The organism is Methanothrix soehngenii GP6, from assembly GCF_000204415.1.
In the GTDB taxonomy this organism is placed as follows: domain Archaea; phylum Halobacteriota; class Methanosarcinia; order Methanotrichales; family Methanotrichaceae; genus Methanothrix; species Methanothrix soehngenii.
Genome location: NC_015416.1, coordinates 1,979,919 through 1,999,035 on the forward strand (window position 1 = coordinate 1,979,919; position 19,117 = coordinate 1,999,035).

General features: G+C 48.8%; 16 protein-coding genes, 1 tRNA gene and 1 pseudogene. 10 read left to right on the plus strand and 8 right to left on the minus strand.

Translation table 11 applies throughout. From position 1 onward, the window contains the following. Window positions 1–24 precede the first annotated feature (24 nt). From MCON_RS09905 to MCON_RS09915, 3 genes are all read right to left on the minus strand, one after another. Window positions 25–618: an acylphosphatase gene (locus MCON_RS09905; protein ID WP_048132313.1), complete on the minus strand. Its 594-nt coding sequence runs from the start codon at window positions 616–618 to the stop codon at window positions 25–27. A 217-nt stretch (window positions 619–835) separates the two neighbouring features. Continuing rightward, entirely contained in the window at window positions 836–1,090 is a 255-nt protein-coding gene (locus MCON_RS09910) for a hypothetical protein (RefSeq protein WP_013719838.1), read from the minus strand. A 261-nt stretch (window positions 1,091–1,351) separates the two neighbouring features. After that, entirely contained in the window at window positions 1,352–2,683 is a 1,332-nt protein-coding gene (locus tag MCON_RS09915; protein ID WP_013719839.1) for a phenylacetate--CoA ligase family protein, read from the minus strand. 378 nt (window positions 2,684–3,061) lie between these two features. Here MCON_RS09915 and MCON_RS09920 point away from each other — a divergent pair, with 378 nt between their 5' ends. From MCON_RS09920 to MCON_RS09935, 4 genes are all read left to right on the plus strand, one after another. After that, the gene (locus MCON_RS09920) at window positions 3,062–3,340 is read left to right on the plus strand and encodes a winged helix-turn-helix domain-containing protein (RefSeq protein WP_013719840.1); all 279 of its coding nucleotides are present in this window, start codon (window positions 3,062–3,064) and stop codon (window positions 3,338–3,340) included. 107 nt (window positions 3,341–3,447) lie between these two features. After that, a complete protein-coding gene (locus MCON_RS09925; protein ID WP_013719841.1) occupies window positions 3,448–4,347 on the plus strand; it encodes a dihydroorotate dehydrogenase in 900 nt (299 codons plus the stop codon). Continuing rightward, window positions 4,344–5,114 carry a dihydroorotate dehydrogenase electron transfer subunit gene (locus MCON_RS09930; RefSeq protein WP_013719842.1) on the plus strand — a complete coding sequence of 257 codons (771 nt, stop codon included), beginning with the start codon at window positions 4,344–4,346 and terminating at the stop codon, window positions 5,112–5,114. The genes MCON_RS09925 and MCON_RS09930 overlap by 4 nt, the downstream gene beginning before the upstream one ends. 46 nt (window positions 5,115–5,160) lie before the next feature. After that, window positions 5,161–5,892: a fumarylacetoacetate hydrolase family protein gene (locus tag MCON_RS09935; RefSeq protein ID WP_013719843.1), complete on the plus strand. Its 732-nt coding sequence runs from the start codon at window positions 5,161–5,163 to the stop codon at window positions 5,890–5,892. Window positions 5,893–5,948: 56 nt separating this feature from the next. On the opposite strand, the gene MCON_RS09940 is transcribed toward MCON_RS09935, so the two are convergent. Next, entirely contained in the window at window positions 5,949–7,247 is a 1,299-nt protein-coding gene (locus MCON_RS09940; RefSeq protein WP_013719844.1) for an erythromycin esterase family protein, read from the minus strand. A 181-nt stretch (window positions 7,248–7,428) separates the two neighbouring features. On the opposite strand from MCON_RS09940, the gene MCON_RS09945 reads away from it, so the two are divergent. The 4 genes and pseudogenes from MCON_RS09945 to MCON_RS09955 form a co-directional block, all read left to right on the plus strand. Then, window positions 7,429–8,694: an alkaline phosphatase gene (locus MCON_RS09945; protein ID WP_013719845.1), complete on the plus strand. Its 1,266-nt coding sequence runs from the start codon at window positions 7,429–7,431 to the stop codon at window positions 8,692–8,694. A 289-nt stretch (window positions 8,695–8,983) separates the two neighbouring features. Continuing rightward, complete coding sequence (locus tag MCON_RS15280; protein ID WP_157863773.1) at window positions 8,984–11,182, plus strand: tetratricopeptide repeat protein; 2,199 nt, start codon at window positions 8,984–8,986, stop codon at window positions 11,180–11,182. A 66-nt stretch (window positions 11,183–11,248) separates the two neighbouring features. After that, window positions 11,249–11,464 carry a hypothetical protein gene (locus MCON_RS16270; RefSeq protein WP_013719847.1) on the plus strand — a complete coding sequence of 72 codons (216 nt, stop codon included), beginning with the start codon at window positions 11,249–11,251 and terminating at the stop codon, window positions 11,462–11,464. Window positions 11,465–11,553: 89 nt separating this feature from the next. Further along, window positions 11,554–12,012 (plus strand): annotated as a pseudogene (locus MCON_RS09955) (IS3-like element ISMco1 family transposase); the annotation flags it as partial. Window positions 12,013–12,190: 178 nt separating this feature from the next. Here the strand turns inward: MCON_RS09955 and MCON_RS09960 are convergent. The 3 genes from MCON_RS09960 to MCON_RS09970 form a co-directional block, all read right to left on the minus strand. Then, the gene (locus MCON_RS09960) at window positions 12,191–13,111 is read right to left on the minus strand and encodes a hypothetical protein (protein ID WP_013719849.1); all 921 of its coding nucleotides are present in this window, start codon (window positions 13,109–13,111) and stop codon (window positions 12,191–12,193) included. 316 nt (window positions 13,112–13,427) lie between these two features. Then, window positions 13,428–13,511, minus strand: a tRNA-Leu gene (locus MCON_RS09965). 227 nt (window positions 13,512–13,738) lie between these two features. Further along, window positions 13,739–14,329, minus strand: coding sequence for a hypothetical protein (locus MCON_RS09970; protein WP_157863774.1), 591 nt, complete (start codon window positions 14,327–14,329; stop codon window positions 13,739–13,741). Window positions 14,330–14,449: 120 nt separating this feature from the next. Here MCON_RS09970 and MCON_RS09975 point away from each other — a divergent pair, with 120 nt between their 5' ends. After that, window positions 14,450–14,905: a GIY-YIG nuclease family protein gene (locus MCON_RS09975; RefSeq protein ID WP_013719851.1), complete on the plus strand. Its 456-nt coding sequence runs from the start codon at window positions 14,450–14,452 to the stop codon at window positions 14,903–14,905. 313 nt (window positions 14,906–15,218) lie between these two features. Then, the gene (locus tag MCON_RS15285) at window positions 15,219–18,650 is read left to right on the plus strand and encodes a COG1361 family protein (protein ID WP_013719852.1); all 3,432 of its coding nucleotides are present in this window, start codon (window positions 15,219–15,221) and stop codon (window positions 18,648–18,650) included. Between the two features lie 110 nt (window positions 18,651–18,760). On the opposite strand, the gene MCON_RS09985 is transcribed toward MCON_RS15285, so the two are convergent. Then, window positions 18,761–19,117: a hypothetical protein gene (locus MCON_RS09985; protein ID WP_013719853.1), complete on the minus strand. Its 357-nt coding sequence runs from the start codon at window positions 19,115–19,117 to the stop codon at window positions 18,761–18,763.

Genomic DNA, 19,117 nt, shown 5'->3' on the forward strand with positions numbered 1-19,117 from the left:
TGGGCCATGCGAGCCCACTCTCACTTATGGCAAGCTTTCTTCTTTTTGTACATTTAGATAGCCTTCGATGCGATCGAATCTCCGATCCAGATGACACTTCATGTCAGACCTCAATTTTTGTATTTCTCCAATAGTGGAGTCCTGCTTGTCTAGCATTTGGTCTTGCTTGTCTAGCATTTGGTCTTGCTTGTCTAGCATTTGGTCCATCTTTCCATTCAACTCGGCAAAGCCGTTGCCTGTTATCGAAAGAAGCTTTTCCGTGTTTGATGCGATTACTCTGACCCCTACGACGAGCTCTTTCAGAATCTCTATACCATCATCAAGGCGTTCACCCACCTCATCCGGCCCAGTCATTTTTCGGAAGGTTGGATAAGCACCCGAAGCTTCTGAGAACTCAGATTCAATTTCATGCACATCTATGAGGAGATCCTTTATCTTTATAGCTGATGCGAGCTTCTCCAGGTTTTCCCTGCTGCCCTCGGCAATCAGCAGGACGTGACCATCCGGACGGTTCTGGACAAAACCTGTCAGCCCCAGGTTTTGAGCGGCAGATACTACCTTTGCGCGATAGCCAACCCGCTGCACCTTGCCCGAGATCATGGCAGTCAATCGCATCATTAAATCGCATATTATGTGCCTTTGAATATAAATCTTTCCAGGGAGGATTGCCACAAATCTGAATTTTGCAGAAAAGCTATCTTTAACGATAACGGATTTAGCCACTTGTGCAGGAAATCCGGAGTTTTAGAAATCATAAGGAATCATTCGATCACATGGATTCTTATACCAGCAATGCTCTGCCAATTTCAGGCCTCATCCTGAAATTGAGAATGATCTATCGTCCATGCGAACGATGCAAAAGCTCAATCTTCGGCTTCCCACCCAGAGAATTCCAGCAGCCGAGACATTCGAACTTTTTCTCCAACTCATCTGAGACCCAAGAAGGTACATTGGATTTGCGAACCTCGGCCATGATGATGTGCTTCATCATAATGCAATCTCTCTGATCTTCAGCACCGCAGGTATGCTCAAAGAATTCGCTTTGGCCATTCTTCGAATCGGATTTCCCTTTTTCTGCAAATTCAATCATGTCCTTCTACTCCTCTAGCCATATTTCGGAACCGGAGATTGGTTTTTGCCGTTAAAGCCGCAGCCTAACGATCCATATCAGGGAACATGCCGGTGCCGCATATGTCATCACAATATACATCAGGTGCATTACAGGCGCATTGAGATGATGTATATAACTATTAAGAATTATAGACTATATAACTCTTCCCTCCTGCGATATGTATTTAAAATATTGAAAAAAATGGAGAAAATGTGAGGAAGGCGATTTAGAGCTATACTTTCAGCTCTTTCCCTTTGCCCTCTCATCCTTGGCGTAGACGTCTCGCAGGTCCACGACCTTCTTTGACTTACCAGCCGTTCTTGGAATCGACCCTTTCTCCACCAGTTCTATCCTGCTCCGCACATTCAAGACCGATTTCAGCTTATCCTCAGTGATCTTCCGGATCCGGGCCAAGTCAGCCAACTCACCGGTAAATGCCTCGTCCTTCAGCTCAACCTGAATGCTGATCTCATCCAGACCGTGCTTCTTTCTGTCCACGACCACCTGGAAGTAGTTTCCAATCTCTGGAATGCTCACTAAGACATCCTCGATCTGGCTGGGGAAGACATTGATGCCCCGCACAATGAGCATATCATCGGCTCTTCCCAGGAATCTATGCAGCTTTCTGCTGGTGCGACCACAGGAGCATTTCTCTTCCATAATATAGGTCACATCGCCAGTATGGTATCTTATCAGAGGCATAGCCTCCTTGGTCAGGGAGGTAACCACCAGCTCGCCGGGCTCACCAGGCGCACATGGCTGCTCGTTATTATCCAGGATCTCAATCAAGAAATGGTCCTCCCAGATATGCAGACCGTTCTGCTCCTGACACTCGAAAGCTACGCCCGGACCCATCATCTCAGAGAGACCGTAAGAGTCGTAGGCTTTGATGTTCAGGGCCTCCTCCAGTTCTTTGCGTGCCTCGTCCGACCAGGGTTCAGCTCCAAAGCAGCCGATCCTCAGCTTGAGTTTATCCACCACTCCATTGGCCTTGGCGGTCTCTGCCAGGTAGAGGGCATAAGAGGGCGTGCAGTGCAGGACGGTCACCCCGAAATCCATCATGATCTCCAGCTGGCGATTAGTATTTCCCACACCGGAAGGAACAGCCATGGCACCCATCCGCTCGATGCCATAGTGAACTCCAAGCCCTCCGGTGAAGAATCCGTAATTCACCGCATTCTGGAATATGTCTCCCTTTCTTACCCCCGCCATCACAAAGTCTCTGGCCATGAGGTCTGACCAGGTCTCAATGTCTCTGGCGGTGTAGCCGACCACGGTGGGCTTTCCCGTCGTTCCGGAAGAGGCATGAACCCGCACAACCTCGTCCAGAGGAACAGCGAAAAGGCCAAAGGGGTAGTTCTCCCTGAGATTTTGCTTGCGAGTGGTTGGAAGCTTTGACAGGTCATTGAGGCTTTTTATATCATCTGGAGAAACACCTGCCTCCTTGAATTTATTGCGGTAAAATGGAACGCTATTGTAGACCTTCTCTGCGATGCTCTTGAGCCGCTTGAGCTGCAGCTCTTCCAGCTCACTTCTTTCCATTAACTCCAATTTCGGTTGCCAGTAATTCATTTTCATACCCTGGTGAATTTGATCTTGCTCGTATGATGCTGCTAATGCTACACGGTGTCATGAGAGAAAACGTCAGGGTATATCAATTCTTCCGCTGCAAGGAGTTAAAAAGCATACCCAAGGTATCTTATCAACCCGAATTCGGGACCGATTACGCCTTAAGAATGGGAGATGGATCCAAATAGTGGAACAATAGCTAAATTCTTTGTCGCAAAATCTGAACTCAGCATGCATTAAGCAATTATCTATAACACGAATAAACGCTAAGGATAGATGATAAGGATTTTAATTGCAGCTAATTCAGTACAGTTTTTTTTCTGATTAGACATAATCGTCTATAATACAGGCAAGAGATTAGGACCAGAGTGGAGGAAGATGATGAAACGAAATAGAAATGAGATCATCTCAGAGATTCTTAGAATTTGCATAAAAGGAGCACGCAAGACAAAAGTGGTATATCAGGCAAACCTTAACTTCAGAACGGCTGATCCCTATTTGCAGCTTCTCATTAAGAACGACCTGATAGTCTCCAGCCAAGGACCACACGTGGTCTATAAGACGACTGAGAAGGGAATGAACCTGATGAAAGCGATAGATCAGGTCCATAGCACTCTGGCCGAATATCAGGATTCGCTCCCCACTCCGACATCGGCCTAAATTCTCATTTTGGGATAACAATCATACGGTAATCATCATATAAGTACTGCCATCTTTGCAGTATTGCCTATCCCAATGCTTTTATCCTTTTTCTACCATCTCCCACTATGCCATCGCTTTCTGTCCATGCTGGCGGCCTCGACCTGAAAAATCCGGTCCTTCTCGCCGCAGGCATCCTGGGCACTACAGGCGCATCCCTCTGCCGCGCATCACGAGCGGGTGCAGGAGGGGTCGTCACCAAATCCATTGGCTCTGTGCCAAGAGCGGGCCATCCCGGTCCCTGCATCGTTCATGTGGATTGTGGTCTCATCAATGCCATGGGCCTTCCCAATCCCTCTTATAAGGATTTTCAGGCCGAGATCGATGCTGCCAGAAAAGGGGGGGTACCTGTCATCGCCAGTATCTTCGCATCCAGCGCAGAGGAGTTTGCTCAGATCTCTCGAAACCTAGATGCTGATGCTTTGGAGCTTAATTTATCCTGCCCTCATGCCGAGAAGTACGGCAGCGAGCTGGGACGTTATCCCGATCTGGTAGAATCGGTGACCGGGGCAGTGAAGGCAGCCTCAAGCGTTCCAGTCTGGGTGAAGCTAACCCCCAACACCGCCGACATCCTAGAGCTGGGGCTCGCCGCCCAAAGGGGAGGAGCTGATGCCGTGGTGGCCATCAACACTCTGAAGGCCATGGCTATAGATATTGAGACCGGCTATCCCATTCTGGGCAACCGCTTCGGAGGCCTATCCGGACGGGCTATAAAGCCGGTGGCCGTTCGTGCGGTGTACGATCTTGCCTCCCGTCTGGAGATCCCGGTGATCGGGGTGGGCGGAATATCCTCCTGGGAGGATGCGGTGGAGATGATCATGGCAGGAGCCTCTGCTATTCAGGTGGGGACCGCCCTTTTGCAGGGCTATGGCATATTCGAGGAGATCGCATCCGGCCTGTCAGCATACCTGGAGAGGAAATCAATAACACTAGATGAGCTGTGCGGCATGGCTGGGAGGTGCTCATGAGACCTATCGACACCATTATAATGGAAGTCCAATCCGAAACCCCTCTGATCAAGACCCTACGGCTGGACAGGAGCCTGGATCCTCATCCCGGACAGTATGCCATGGTCTGGATTCGCGGACTGGATGAGGTTCCCATGAGCTTCTCTGGACCTGATACCATCACCGTGCAATCGGTGGGTGAGGCCTCCGAGGCCCTCAATTCCCTGGGCGAGGGAAGGAGCATTGGGCTGCGTGGACCTCTTGGCAAAGGTTTTACTCTTCTGGGAGAAAGGATTCTGATCATCGGAGGCGGGGTGGGAACTGCGCCTTTGGCCTTCCTGGGCGAGCAGGCTATGAATGCGGGCATGGAGGTCACATCGCTGATCGGCTATCGCTGCTGTAGCGATATGATATTCCTGAAGAGGTTCCAGAGGCTGGGCAAAACGATCGTCACCACTGACGATGGCTCGAGCGGGATCCGGGGCCGGGTGGCCGCGGGCCTTGAGGCTCTGGACCTTGATGATTACGACCAGATCTATCTATGCGGCCCGGAGCTGATGATGTGGGATGTAATCTCCCGGTCACGAGAGCATGCCAAAAAAACTCAGGCCTGCATCAATCGCTACTTCAAATGCGCTGAGGGCATATGCGGATCATGCTGCCTGGATCCGGATGGGCTGAGAGTCTGCGTGGAAGGGCCGGTGATCAGGGCTGATCGCCTTCTAGAGAGCGAGTTTGGCCGGTACCGCCGCGGACCGACAGGTGTCAAGGGGCCCTGCAGGGGATGAAAATCATAGGGGTAAAGAAAGGCGATGAAGAAAGGGGATGAAAGAGATGATTGTCAGATTCAAGAAGGACGGCCTCGTCCGGGGCGGCTCGTACAGCATTGAGCATGGAATAGTATCGGGAGGAGAGGTAATTCCCCTGGAGGATGCAGAGCTGCTCATACCCTGTCAGCCATCAAAGATAATCTGCGTGGGCCTGAACTATGTGGAGCACGCCCGGGAATTAAAGATGAAGCTGCCCGAGGAGCCCATCATCTTTCTCAAGCCCCCTACTGCCGCGTTGAGCCCTGGGGGCGAGATCATATATCCTCCCTCCAGCCGGCAGGTGGACTATGAAGGGGAGCTAGCGGTGGTGATAGGAAAGAGGGGCAGGAATATCCCGGCAGATGAGGCGGAAGGTCATATCCTGGGATACACCTGCTTTAACGATGTTACTGCTCGCGATCTGCAGCAAAGAGATACTCAATGGACCCGGGCCAAGAGCTTTGATACCTTTGCTCCCTTCGGCCCATGGATTGCGTCGATTGATCCCTCTGGCGTTGACATCGAGACCCGGGTGAACGGCGAGACCGTGCAAAAGTCCAATACCTCGGACCTGATATTCGGCGTTCCCAGGCTCATCGAGTTCATAAGCGGCATCATGACTCTGCAGCCGGGAGATGTGATAGCCACTGGAACGCCGCCGGGAGTGGGACAGCTGCATCGGGGCGATCTGGTGGAGGTCGAGATCGAGGGGATAGGCGTTCTCAAGAACTCTGTGGTGGCTGCCGACAGGAGCTGAAGGGATCGTTTAACTGCCAGCATTGTCCAATTTTTTATCCTTCCCGGCGCAAACGCTCATGCCGTCGAGTCTAGAACCGCCAGCCAGTCGAAGTCGGTGAAGCTCTCTGGCCCCAGGGGAAAGTAGGTGGGATTCTTTGCGCTTCCGGATCGGCGCGGAAGAGAGGCGATCTCATCTGCAGGAAGCCCCTGGCCTTTGCAGGTGGGGATGAGCCGTGCCGGACCAGGTGCAGCAGTCAGTCGTGCCTCCAGGGTGCTCTCCTCAGGCTTGCCTATGCCATTGGAGCTTGATACGCCCACTGCGGTTCCTATGACCGCATAGCCCGAACCCATGATCTGATCCAGGTGAGAGCCTGCCGGCCACCAGGAATAAAGGTCATCTGTGTATTGCCATTCAGCCCGACCCCGTTGCAGATGACGGTTGTGAGCGAAGGCCATCACCCTTCCCCTCTGGCTGCCCTCCCGGGACGTTATATACGCCAGGTTTTCCGCCATCATGGCATCACGAATGCCAAGGAGCCTGCTTGTTCGGTCGAGTGAGTTTCCGGCAAGCTCGGCATGATAGCTAAGCTGTTGCCGGGCAAGGGCTGCATAATGCACTGCCTCCTGATAGCGAGCTGGATCGCTTCCGGCCACCAGCTCGGGGCGGCGAACGAGCAGCTCCTCATAGAGGTCCTCCACTTCCGCGCGCAGCGCGATCGCATTGGGAGAGCGGCCAATGGATTTTGCCGGATCGATCAGAGAATCCGGATTATCCCAATCGGATTCCTGGCCCAGGAAGGGTTCGATCCTCTGGCGATGCTCCTCTCCTTGAACCGGGTCGATTGTGCCGAGGAAGTCCAGGACGAAGTATATCAGCTGCTTTGGACTGTCGCTGGCCAACATCTCCGTGGGGCTGTCAAAGCCGTAGAAATGGAGCTTGTGGACATGAGACGGATCCGAATTGTACTCTCTCATCCACTCCACCAACTCTCGATTGGCATCAAGGCGGCCAAAGCCGTGGCTGAAGCCCAACTCCAGGATATCATCGAATGAATCCGGGCCCAGGCCGGCGATATACTGGTCCACCAGCCGCCCGCGGGGAAAGCTGCTCTCAATGGCTATGGCCACAAAGCCGTGATTCTCCACCAGGCGAATGAAAAGCCGGTTGCGCAAGAGGAGGATGTCGCTCTTCCCATGAAGAGCCTCTCCAAAGCCCAGGAGCCTCACTGTGTCCCCTATTCTGGCCATAGCCCTATCTATGGCATCGTTCAATTCGGTTGAATCGAGAGAGAATGGGATCGTCTGGGCCAAGATCCAATCTTCCAGGGTGGAATACCCGGGCTCAAAGCCGCCTTTGCGAGATAAGCTATCCATTTCCAGTAACCTCTGGCATCTCAAAGCTGCACATTGATGTCATAAAAAGGATTTCAGTGGGAAAAGTAATCTATATACCTCTATTTTTTGAATAATTAGATAAACTGTATCATGCAATATGTATATTCTATTTTGATTAAAATCATATATTCAGATGGTAATCCTCACAGGAGGTAACGAAATGAATACCAGATCATCTCCGGCAAAGCTCTTCTTAGCTATTGCCATAATCTGCAGCTCAATTCAATTGGGTATGGCAGATAATGCAACGCATGAGACTTCGGCAAAGAATGTAATTCTCCTTATCGGCGACGGAATGGGATTTCCCCAATTGACGCTGGCCAGGATCGATAAGGCAGGAGGAAATGTCACCCAGTATGGCTCAGTCGAGCTTTTCATGGACGGAATGGAGCAGACAGGGATGGTCAAGACATCCAGCGCGAACTCACTGGTAACCGATTCTGCTCCTGCATCTTCGGCTATGGCAACCGGTGAAAAGACGAACAATGGTGTTATCAGCCAAAATTCCGCCGCCATCCAGGGAAAGAGAGATGGAGAGAACCTGACCACCATTCTGGAGATGGCTGAAGATAGTGGCCTCTCCACCGGGCTTATCACCACCACCAGGATAACTCATGCCACGCCAGCCGCCTTCTACGCTCATGTGGATAACAGGGATAATGAGAGCGAGATAGCAGATCAGCTTTTGGCCAGCGGCGTTGAGGTGATTTTGGGAGGAGGTCTGCAGTACTTCACAGGAGAGAATGACACTGATCCCCTGGGCAATTATGGAAAGAGAGGCGACGAGAGAGACCTTCTCAATGAATTCGAGTCGCAGGGTTATGCTCTGGTCTATAATGGATCGAGCTTCCAGAAGGTAGATTCCAACACCACAGAGAGGCTTTTGGGCCTATTCGATAGCTCTCATATGCAGTACGATCTGGAGAGGCTTTCGGGAGTGGAGAGGGATCCAAGCCTCGCTGAAATGACCCGCAAGGCAATCTCCATTCTCTCCCGTAATCCCAAGGGCTTCTTCCTTATGGTTGAAGGAGGAAGGATCGATCATGCAGGGCATGAGAGGAACATCAGCAAGAACATCGCCGACACCTTGGCCTTTGATGAGGCAGTGAAGGTCGCAACGGATTTTGCCTCATTGAAAAATGAGACACTGGTGATTGTAACTGCAGATCACGAATGCGGTGGGCTGGTCTTGCAGCCGGAGAATCTGGATGTGTATGAGGCAGGAGGCATCAATCCCCTGTTTGCTTCTGGGACTACAAAGACCCAGGGACCCAGATACGATTTCATAACGGAGATGGAGGAGGCCACCCATACAGCAGTGGATGTTCCCATCATGGCCTCGGGCCCTGGTGCGGAAAAGGTCAGCAAAGGCGTGATAGACAATACCCGGATCTTTGAGATAATGAAAGAGGCCTTCGGATTCTAGGCCTCTTTACAATTTTTGAAGGGAATGATGAAGGTGAAAGAATGGTCCAGGCAGTATCATTGATTGCGTCAAGCATGCTTATCTGAAAAAATCTATCTCATAAGTTCGAGGCAAGATAGCACAGAAAGCAGCCAATTCATTGCTCCCAGGATAGCAGCTCATAGAATCATCAGAATGAATCACCGGAAAGTTCTTTTAATATGCTGTTCTCTATGCATTTATGAATGTTATGGATAATAGAAAGAATATCTGGGGCATGTGTCATTGGCATTATTATTAGTTTGTCATTTTGACTCAGGTAATTATAATCAGGGGTATGATGGTGCCAACTGAATCGGTTTTAGCAAGCCTTGAATGCATTAATGGTAAGATGCTGATAAATAAAGAATCTGTTAGAATAGAAATATATAAGCAAAAGATGTTTACCTTGCCGCCTCCAAAATGGGATAGTTCAAAAATAAGCAAGACATATAATATTTCCAGAAAAAATATTATAAAAGCTGAATTGGCGAAATTTCTAGGCACTAGACAATTTCATGTATACTTTCCAGATGCAGGACTTGGTGGATTTGTTAATTTATTTATTAGCGATGCACAGGTAGCACAAGCCGAAGAAATGGCAAGGATGTTGACAAGGATCGAAACATCTACGACTCGATTAAAATGCCCAAAGTGCGGGGCAGAAGATGACGGGAAGTTTTGTTCACAGTGCGGATCCCCTCTTTCCCAAATAGATGCCTTGGCAAAAAATGAACCAATAACCGACATGCTTGAACACTCTGATGATGACTCGTCACTTATAGATGAGGTTCAGAATAAGCAACCAAATTGCATTGAGAACAATACATCATTTGAACTAACTAGCAAAACTATTTGGAGAGACAAAGGCAACGCCATTGAAAATTTAGAGGAGATTAACAGATCCATCGAGACAAATGCTCAAGATGCGGATGCATGGAGAAATAAAGGCATTGCGCTCCATAAACAAGGAAAGTTTAATGAAGCAGTTGCAGCCTATGAAAAGGCAATCCAGATTAATCCACTAGATTCTAGCTCTTGGAGTGGAAAAGGCGCTGTTCTCGATGATTTGGGCCAATATGATCAAGCTATCAGGGCTTATGATCAGGCCATAGAGATAAATCCTCAAGATGCAGATTCTTTTGCCAACAAAGGATTAAATCTCTATCACTATCAGGCTAAATATGATGAGGCCATAGTAGCACTCGACATGGCCATAAAAATCAATCCGCAATTAGCGGGTGCCTGGAACATAAAAGGTGGGATTCTAACTGGCCGAGGCAAATATGGTGAAGCAATAGAGGCTTACGATAAGGCCATTGAGCTAGACCCTTTAAATGCATCTATCTGGAACAATAGAGGTGCTGCTTTTGTTGGCGAGGGAAATTATGATGAAGCCGTTCGGGCTTTTAATAGAGCCATTGAGATCGATCAACAAAATGCATATTATTGGAATGCTAAGTGCACTGCTCTCTTTAAACAGACCAAGTATGATGAAGCTCTAAACGCGGTCAATAAGGCAATTGAGCTAGATCCTAATTACAAAGCGGCTCAAACGACCAAAACATTAATACTGCGAAAGCTAGGAAATTTCAATACGGAAGAAGCAGTTGATTGCTTTGGCAAAGGAGTCTCCTTCCATCAACAAGGCAAGTACGATGAGGCTATCCTGGCGTATAACAAGGCTATTGAGCTAGATCCTACTTTAACACCAGAGGTTCAGAAAGCAAAAGATTTATTATTAGGTACCCAGGAGAATTCGAAGATTGAAACAATTTCGGAAACTAATACACATAACGTGATTGAATTTGATGCATGTCCTGCTTGCAAGATGGGACGATTGATAGTAACAGATAGAAAAAAGCTATTAGGACTCATGACTCAACATGATGTTACCTGTAATAAATGCTATTCAAAATTGCCGGATACAAAGGAGTTCATGAGAACGTGGGAGGCTCATAAAAACATTGCTAGAGATACATGGCTAGCTGATATCAGACGTGGTCAGGGATTCCCTATTGAACACAATCCTCCGATCATACTTAAGAGGAACGAAACTGCAATAATCACGCTGGGTGATATATCTCTATTTGAGAACAGGAGTGTGCGTACGGGGAATTATAGCAGTTCTCGCGTCAGAGTAGCCAAAGGTGTATCAATTGGAGGCGGAACGTTTCGATCTAAATCTCATGAAGTGCTTACTGAAATTGATAGAGGCACACTGACACTCACAAACCGGAGGATTGTATTTTTAGGAGGATCACATAGCTCTGACATATTACTTAAGAAAATCATATCTATTGAGCCATATAGGGATGGAATAGTAATTGGAAAGGAAGGCAGGGCAAGAACACAGACATTTAAAGGTATTAATAAGACCTATCTCAATATAACAGTTGAAAATAGAACTTTTCAGGTTCCCATTGATGGAGTGATTTTCAATAGCATGATAGAAGCATTGATGAATTGACTTCTTTTGGGTTGACATGAGTAGATACATATACATTTATTAACAAGGAATCTATTCACAACCATCATGAGCAGAATTGCCAATGCATTAGCAGCATGGTTCACATTATTATATGCAATTCCCGCACTAATCTTGGGAGTTTTAGCTCTCTTTTTTGGTGTCGCCTCGATCTGGCTTCTAATGGATTCAGAATATGGATCTTTCTTTTTGGGATCAGTAATAACTATTATTTTGGCATTAGCATCTTATAGGTTATCCCCCTATTACAAAAAGCAGAGATAAAAATATTAATTTTAGCATTTATACGCTAAATTTGAGCATTTCTGATTGTCTCTCTAGAGTGAACCCCTAAGAGTGGACAATTTTGAGCAATGCCGACTCATGGGAGGAAGTGCATGAAGGAGGCAGACAAGCCACTTGCTCAGATCGCCCGCGAATATGGCATCCATCCCAGCCTTCCCTGCCGGTGGCGAGATGAACTGGCCGAGAATCCCGAAAGAGCGAACAGCTCCAATGGCAATCGATGCAAGTACGAGACCATGATCGCCGAGCTTGAGAGGCTGCTAGGTCAAGCTCATGCCGAGAACGAGCTTTTAAAAAAAAGCGTTCGCCATGACCCAAAAGAAAGTCAGGGAGGAAAGACTAAAACCGACACTAATAGGCGGTACATGATTATCCAGGAAGCTCATTCGAGCTGCCTTCAGTTGTCCATATCCCAATCATGTTATGCATAGGATGTGAGTCGCAGCGGCTACTGCAAATGGCGAATAGAGCAGAATTCAGATACCTCTGAGAATACCGAAAATACGGTCCTCAGAGACGAGATTCAACCCACATCCCGCATGTCTCTCATCCGATATAGTATTTTACATACTGGGCAGAACTATTAATAAGTTTAGTTTAATTCTTCACAGAAATTGATATTCTCTGTATGAAAAGATCACTTAAATTAATAATTATCTCGTTTATATTCGTGAGCATCTGGAATATCCATTTCAGCATGCTTGTTCAATCGTCCTTCCCATCGACGATGCGTATAATATTTCCACCTAAATCCGGTGCTTGTTCGAAAACTATTTTTCTATTGATGGGGCCCCAATCCATTTCGCACTTAGCTATCTGGTCAGTTGCAAATTTTAAAAATTTTTTAGTATTGGCAAAAATCTTTTCCTCATGAGATCCTGAGTCGAATGGCTGAAACTTTTTAATTATATGGTCAGGTGATATCCAATTAAATTCATCAATCCAATTAAGGGCAAATCTGGGTAGCATTTCTCCATATTTGGATTCTTCATTTTTAAATGGAATCGAGTATGGGAGAATTAGTGGAGAAAGTCCATCTAGTAGTTCGATTTCATTTAAATATTGCTGCAATGATGGGCAAATGCAGGCTCCAGACCATATTTGTCGCTTTTCGAACTCAAAAGCTTCCTCAAGTGCTCCGCCTAACAGTAAAACAGGGTCCTTATTAATTAATAACTTGCCTGTAGATAACGCCCCTCTTAGCGGATGCCCGGCAAGAATTGCATAAAACATCATGCAGTGCGCATTATACAAAAAATGTTTGATATTTTGTGGCTCTCGCAACATACTGTAAACAATAATTGTATCTGATATTTGAACCGTTTGAGCAGATATTTCACTGATTTTGCCATTAATTTTAAACCTCCTTTCACAGTCTTCGCCACATCTTTTAACTAGATTTGATATTCCAATAAGCTCGGAATAAATCTCATATAGATTTGGCTGCGACATAAATTTTTTGAACCCTAGAAAATCGAAAACACCTACAATAGCCGCTTCAGAGACTATTAAACTAGATTCATCAATATGGGCTTTGGGAAAATATCTAATGGGTTCTGTACTGAGTGGTACGAATTTGAGATCCTTGACAATATCAATACTCTTGGATATATTTTCTTGAGCCATGTCTCTTGCCTCGAAACCTCAACCATGCTTCTCTTCAGCCTCTACCAGATGCCTCAGATGAAGAACCTTTTGAATGAATATTACAGCTATCATTTATTTCTCGAACATCTGCTATCACATTGCATGCACTGCTATTAAGACTATCTCTGTGCTCCTGCAAGCAGATGAGGCATCCGAGGCGTCGCCGCATAAAGATAGTACTACTCGAATCTAATTCAATCCCTAAGTTGGACACGGATTCCCTTATCCCTGATGCAAGCATCTGGGTATTGCTAAGGCAGTCAATGCCAAAATCGGTATCATATAAAAAGTTTAATGCGGGGTACGGGATTCGAACCCGCGAACTCCTGCGAGACAGGATCTTAAGTCCTGCGCCTTTGGCCAGCTTGGCGAACCCCGCAACCATATAAGGCCGCCGCTTACAATAGGACATGATGGATAAATAGTTTCCCGAATGATCTCAGAAAAAGGAATATTATCTGTTTAGAGGCAAAGGGGAGGCCCGTATGGGCTTGCCTTTGCCGATATAGCATCAGGGATCGGCAATGAGCCAATGGCCCAAAGCCTATTCCAGTGCTTTTACTCTCTATTTGCCGTATCTTGATATTATTTATCTATCCGTATTGCTTATTCCGGAGGCAGAACCTGCTCGCCCGCTACTGCTGCTGCCTCGCCCTTGACTATCTTCAGGCTGTTGATCAGGTTCATGGTCACATCCTCTGGGTAGGTTGAGGATATAGCTACACTTGTCGTGCCTACAGAGACTGGTCCGCACTCGCACTCCTCGCTGTCCAGCCAGTACACGGCCTCAAAGAGCTGGGTATCGGCTGGAATGCTTGTGATCCCCGGGAAGGGAACTCCGCTGGCTACATATCCTTCCTTTCCATCTATGACCGTGTCTTCTACACTGGTAACATTGAAGCCGTTAACGGCGGCATTCAGGACAGTTATGGTCTTTTGGGGAGCGATGGTTGAATCTATAAGCTCCTTGTACTCGGTTATGACCACCCTTGCCCAGGTGGAGTTGTCTGTTACTACCTGCAGGCCGTAAAATGCAGCTGCATCAGACTCTCCGGCCTCCAGCGGTATCATCTCATACTGCATTTCGGTATTCATATCGAAAGTGACGGCATACGGTCCAAGCTGACTGCTCTCCGGCGCAGATATAGCCAGAGAGGAGAGCATCAGCACCAATGCAAATGCTAATACTGTTCTCACACAATTCACCGAGCTTCTCTTTGCTCCTCATCCTAGAAAAGTCTTGCTTTGATATAAATCTCGTATCATCCCTCCAAAAGAGCATTAGTATCAAATAGCGATAATGGGAAACGGATTCATATGAGATATGGCTGTGATGAGTTGGGAATCTACACCATCATCCTCTCTTTGGAAAAGGCGAAGCAGATCTGTATAGGGGCCCTGGGTGAGATCGATTTTGCCCCCGGATGCTATGCTTATACCGGCTCTGCCCGGGGGCCTGGCGGCTGCAAGAGGGTGGATCGCCATATAGAGATATTGCGGGGCACTAGAAACACCAGGAGATGGCATATAGATTATCTCCTCGCTCAGGCGGGCCTGGTCGAGGTGTTCATAACCAGGACATCGCGAGATCTGGAATGCAGTATAGCGGAAATGGTAGGAGAGCGTCTTGTGCCCATCAAGGGATTTGGCTCTAGCGATTGCCGCTGCATCAGCCACCTTCACTATGGAGAGGATCTGGTGAGCACGATGGCTGCGGTATCTCTTGCTCATTCTCGGGCGGCATCAATGACGCTTGAGCCATCGCGAGAATAACCAAAATTATAAACTAAATAAAATGAAAAAATAGTTATAGAAGCGGTATAAGTTCAGCTGATAGTGATATATCTCCACTGCTATAAATCTAAAAGTATGCATGCATTCCCCTTTTTTGCCCAAACATCCGAAACCCATTTATAGATTGAAATATAAAAAATGCTCAAAAGGGAAATAATCATAATAAATTAGCAGGGAACCAAAGTCACAATCTATTGAAGGGATAGATTAGATACAATAAGGGAGTAGTTGGATGAGGAGGAGCTCCAAGCTCAGACTACCAAGGGGGAAGCGTAGTCCAAAGGCAAGCCCTATGATGATGGGCATCGCCATATTTCTGGTTATTCTAGTTCCGACCATATTCTATCTTTTTCCCACAGGAGAAGATACTAAATCCTCCATTTCTCTCTCTTCTGACCAGGATTCTGGTATTGAGAATCCCTCTGTCAGCTCCCCGGCAAGAACCGAAAAAGAAGATCCTCAAAGCAGTTCTTCTGAGCCGGTGTTGAGGATTGCTTCCTCAGACGTCTCCCTGCTGGCAGTGGTCAACTCCAGCCCGAATCTATCCCAGGTCCACCTGGAGAACAACGGCATCACAAAGCTTCATAGGATCAAGGTGACGGATCGGGATAGATCCCTGGGCACCCTCTCCGAGCTCGACCCGGGGGAGAAGAAGGTCCTGTCCATAAGCGGCAGAGCGGAAAAGCTATCGGTCTTCGCTCTGGATCCAACCGGCCTGGAGATTCAGGGCCGGGTCAAATACAACTCCACAAAGCAAGAAAAGAATGCATCCGAGGATGTCGGCCTAGAGACGATATTCGATCCGCTTTTATTTTCCATGTCCATTCCCGCCGGTGGCGCCATTCCCGCCGGTGGCGCCATTCCGGCGGAGGCGGAAGTACCAATAGCAGAAGAGCCTGTCATTCCAGCCATCCCCCAGAACTCCAGCTCCACTTCTATAGCTCTGAATATATCAGTAAATAGATCGGCCTGCCTGGCAGGAGAGGCGATAAGCTACCGATGCCTGGCCACAAACATTGGCCAGGATGAGCTCTCCGATGTTCGCATCACCTGTGCGGGCAAGCTCGCATCCACTGGTTTTCTCACTCCGCACAAGGAGCTGGAGCTGGATGGCATTCTGCTGGTCGAGAATAACACCCGCCTCCTGGCCGAGGCCAGCGCCAAGGATGGCAAGGGCAATATCTATACCAACAACACAAGCATCGATATCCGCATGATCTCCCCTCAGATCAACCTCCTGCTGGAGGCTCCGGAGCTTGTTCACCGGGGGGAGAACGCCTCCATCCTGATCCGGATCGAGAATAGCGGTGAGGATAATCTGACCGACCTGAAGGTCGATGATGGATTCGGAGAGGTGGCCCGGATTCCTGCACTCGCGGCAGGAGAGGCCAAGACAGTGCAACAGAATAGGACGATTCTCCACAGCCTGCCTTATGAGGTCATGGTATCCGCCCGGGACGAGGTCGGTGGAGAGGTCTATTCCAGCCAGAGCCAGACGATTGCAGTGATGAACTCATCGCTCGAGATTCAGAGCGAGAGCACGCAAGTGGCCACATATCCCGGAGAGCCGGCAGAGGTGACCTGGATCCTGGAGAACACTGGCCAGGAAACACTGTTCAATGTCACGCTGCAAGGGAACGGAACGGACTGCATTTTGCCCCAGATGCTCCCGGGAAGATCGGTACGAATGGCCGCCATCTACAGCAAGAATGACAGCACCTGGATCAATGTCACCGCCAGGGGAATGGACGGCCGCGGCTTTGAGACCACCACCAATGGAAGTGTGCTCTTGAGGGCCATCAAGCCTGGAATTAGCCTGAAAGTCATGCCTGAAAAGATCGAGGCTGCACCGGGTGACGAAGCAGAGATCAGCTGTCTGGTCACCAACTCCGGCGAGGACCGATTGAGGGAGGTGGTCCTCACCCTGGATGGCGCAAAGCTCAGCTCATTGGGCGATCTTGAGCCGGGAGAGTTCAGAGTGGTCCAAGCAAGGCCGCTCATCGAGGAGAACAGCACCCTGCAGTTCGCCGTTGCTGGAGAAGACTCCCAGGGCGAGGTCTGGTCCGACCGGATGGCAGTTGAGGCGATGACGGTCACAACGGCGATCCGGGTCTTTGCAAGCGCCTCGCCCTCGGCCGTGGCCCCCGGAGGCACGAGCAGCATCACCTGCACCGTGGCCAATATGGGAAGCGTGCCACTGTACAGCATCTTCGTCATAAGCGAGAGTTTAGGCCCGCTGGGCAGCATAGACATCCTCTCCCCCAAGCACCAGAAGACGATCACTGCGAAAAAGTCGATCAGCAGGGGTGGAGAAGACACCATAACCGCCGAGGGCTTCACCATGGACAGGAGTTCGGTGCGGGGAGAGTATAATCTGAACCTGGCCCTGATAGAGGGCGCATCTGCTGAAGGGAGTGTCAAGCCATCGGACGATTACCCAGACTATAACGTCAGGATGGTTCCGGCTCGCGTCAGCTATGGAAACAGCAGCCTGCCCTTCAACCTGCCAGAAGAGAAATCGACCATCACTCAGGTATCCGGAAAGATGGCTCGAGATGTGGAGCAATCCGCTAAGAAGTCCGACAACGCCGTGGTAGAAGGAGTCTCAAACCTCCTCCGTTATGTAGAAACGCTCTTGGGCATCTCCGACATCGTGGGAGCTGATAAGGATGCGACAAATGAGTCCGAGGCGGACGAGACCATTAGCCCCGAGTCTGCTCATGAGGATGAGCCGACAGCAGTGCCCTCTATTAATATGTCGACTCAGCCAGAATCTAAGGAGAAGAACCTGTCTGGCCAAGAAAACTATGAGCTGAGCATCGAGGGGGTGAAAAGCTCTGAGCACGGGGCGATCGCCATACTGGACGTGAACGCCCAGCCCAGCCAGCCGGCTGCAGAGGAGGATGTCAAGGTCACTGTTCATATAAAGAGCCCATCTCCAATAACGGATGCCTCTGTGAAGTACGGGCTCTCTGATGCACCATTGACCAGACAGAGCATGAAAGGAATAGACAGGGTATACGACACAAAGATGGTACTTGAGTCGGGAGATGAGATGGATGGATACTGGAGCAGCACCATACCCGGCAGATCGGCAGGCACCTATATGCCGCTCTCAGTTTGGATGACCGATGGATCGAGCACTGCTGAAGGCGGTCCTTATCTGATCCACTGGAGCACTGTCAATGTCGCTCCTGATGCGAAGAGAGAGGAGAGCACCTCCTCAACACTTAATAAGAAGCTATTCATTGAGTCCTCATCGGTAAAAGGCGAGGGGGAGGTCTCCATAAAGGACAACTTCAATGGAGTGGCGATGAACTACAATGAGAATATGATGGGCAGCGGATCGATATCCATGGAGAGCCAGAGGAGCATTGAGAGAAGGCAATCAATAGATAACTTCACCGAGACCAAGGATCTGGTTTTCACTGGCGGCAGCCTGAAAGGCCACAAGACCGTCGAATCGCCAAGGTTTGATGGCGGCATGGGTGCATCAGTCAGCGAGAGGTACAACCTGAGCCATGTGGACCGGTCTGAGAGCTCCAGCGTATCCAGCGCCGGCTATGCCAACAACACCCTGAACTTCAAGACCGAACAGGCCTTTAATGGAACCTGGAATATCCAGACCAAGTATGCCAAGCTCTTCAAGAAGGTCAAGGCAGATCAGCAGTATAAGGGCTCCTTCCAGACGGAGAAGGATATCCAGTTCAAGGACGGCAAGTAGAGACAGAAATATAGCCTTATGGTAAGATTTCGATTGACTTTTGCTATTTTTTAAAAATTATATCGCTCTTATGGAAGCTTTCACTGCAAAGAGCATGATGGACAGGGCTCTTAGCCCCGTCTGGCACTGGCTGCCTGTCTCCAGACCTCATCATAATCATCCAGAGACTCGATCTGGTCATGTATATCGATGCGATGCTGAACCTCAGCCGCGCGCAGCTTATGCTCCATAAAAAGCCGCATCAACTCACGGCACTCATCTCGGATGTTCTCTGCCTCCTGCCAGAAGCTCTCCGCCAGTTCGGCATTCACTGATCTCGTCTCCACGGACTTCCGGCGCAGCTCGATCTCCTTCTGACTGAGAGCTTCGCTCTTCTCCCTCTCTTCCCTGGCCAGAGCCTGCAGCTCTTCTACTTCTTGAGCCATATCCTCTATGCTTCTGGCCACCAGATCCTTCTCTGAGAACAT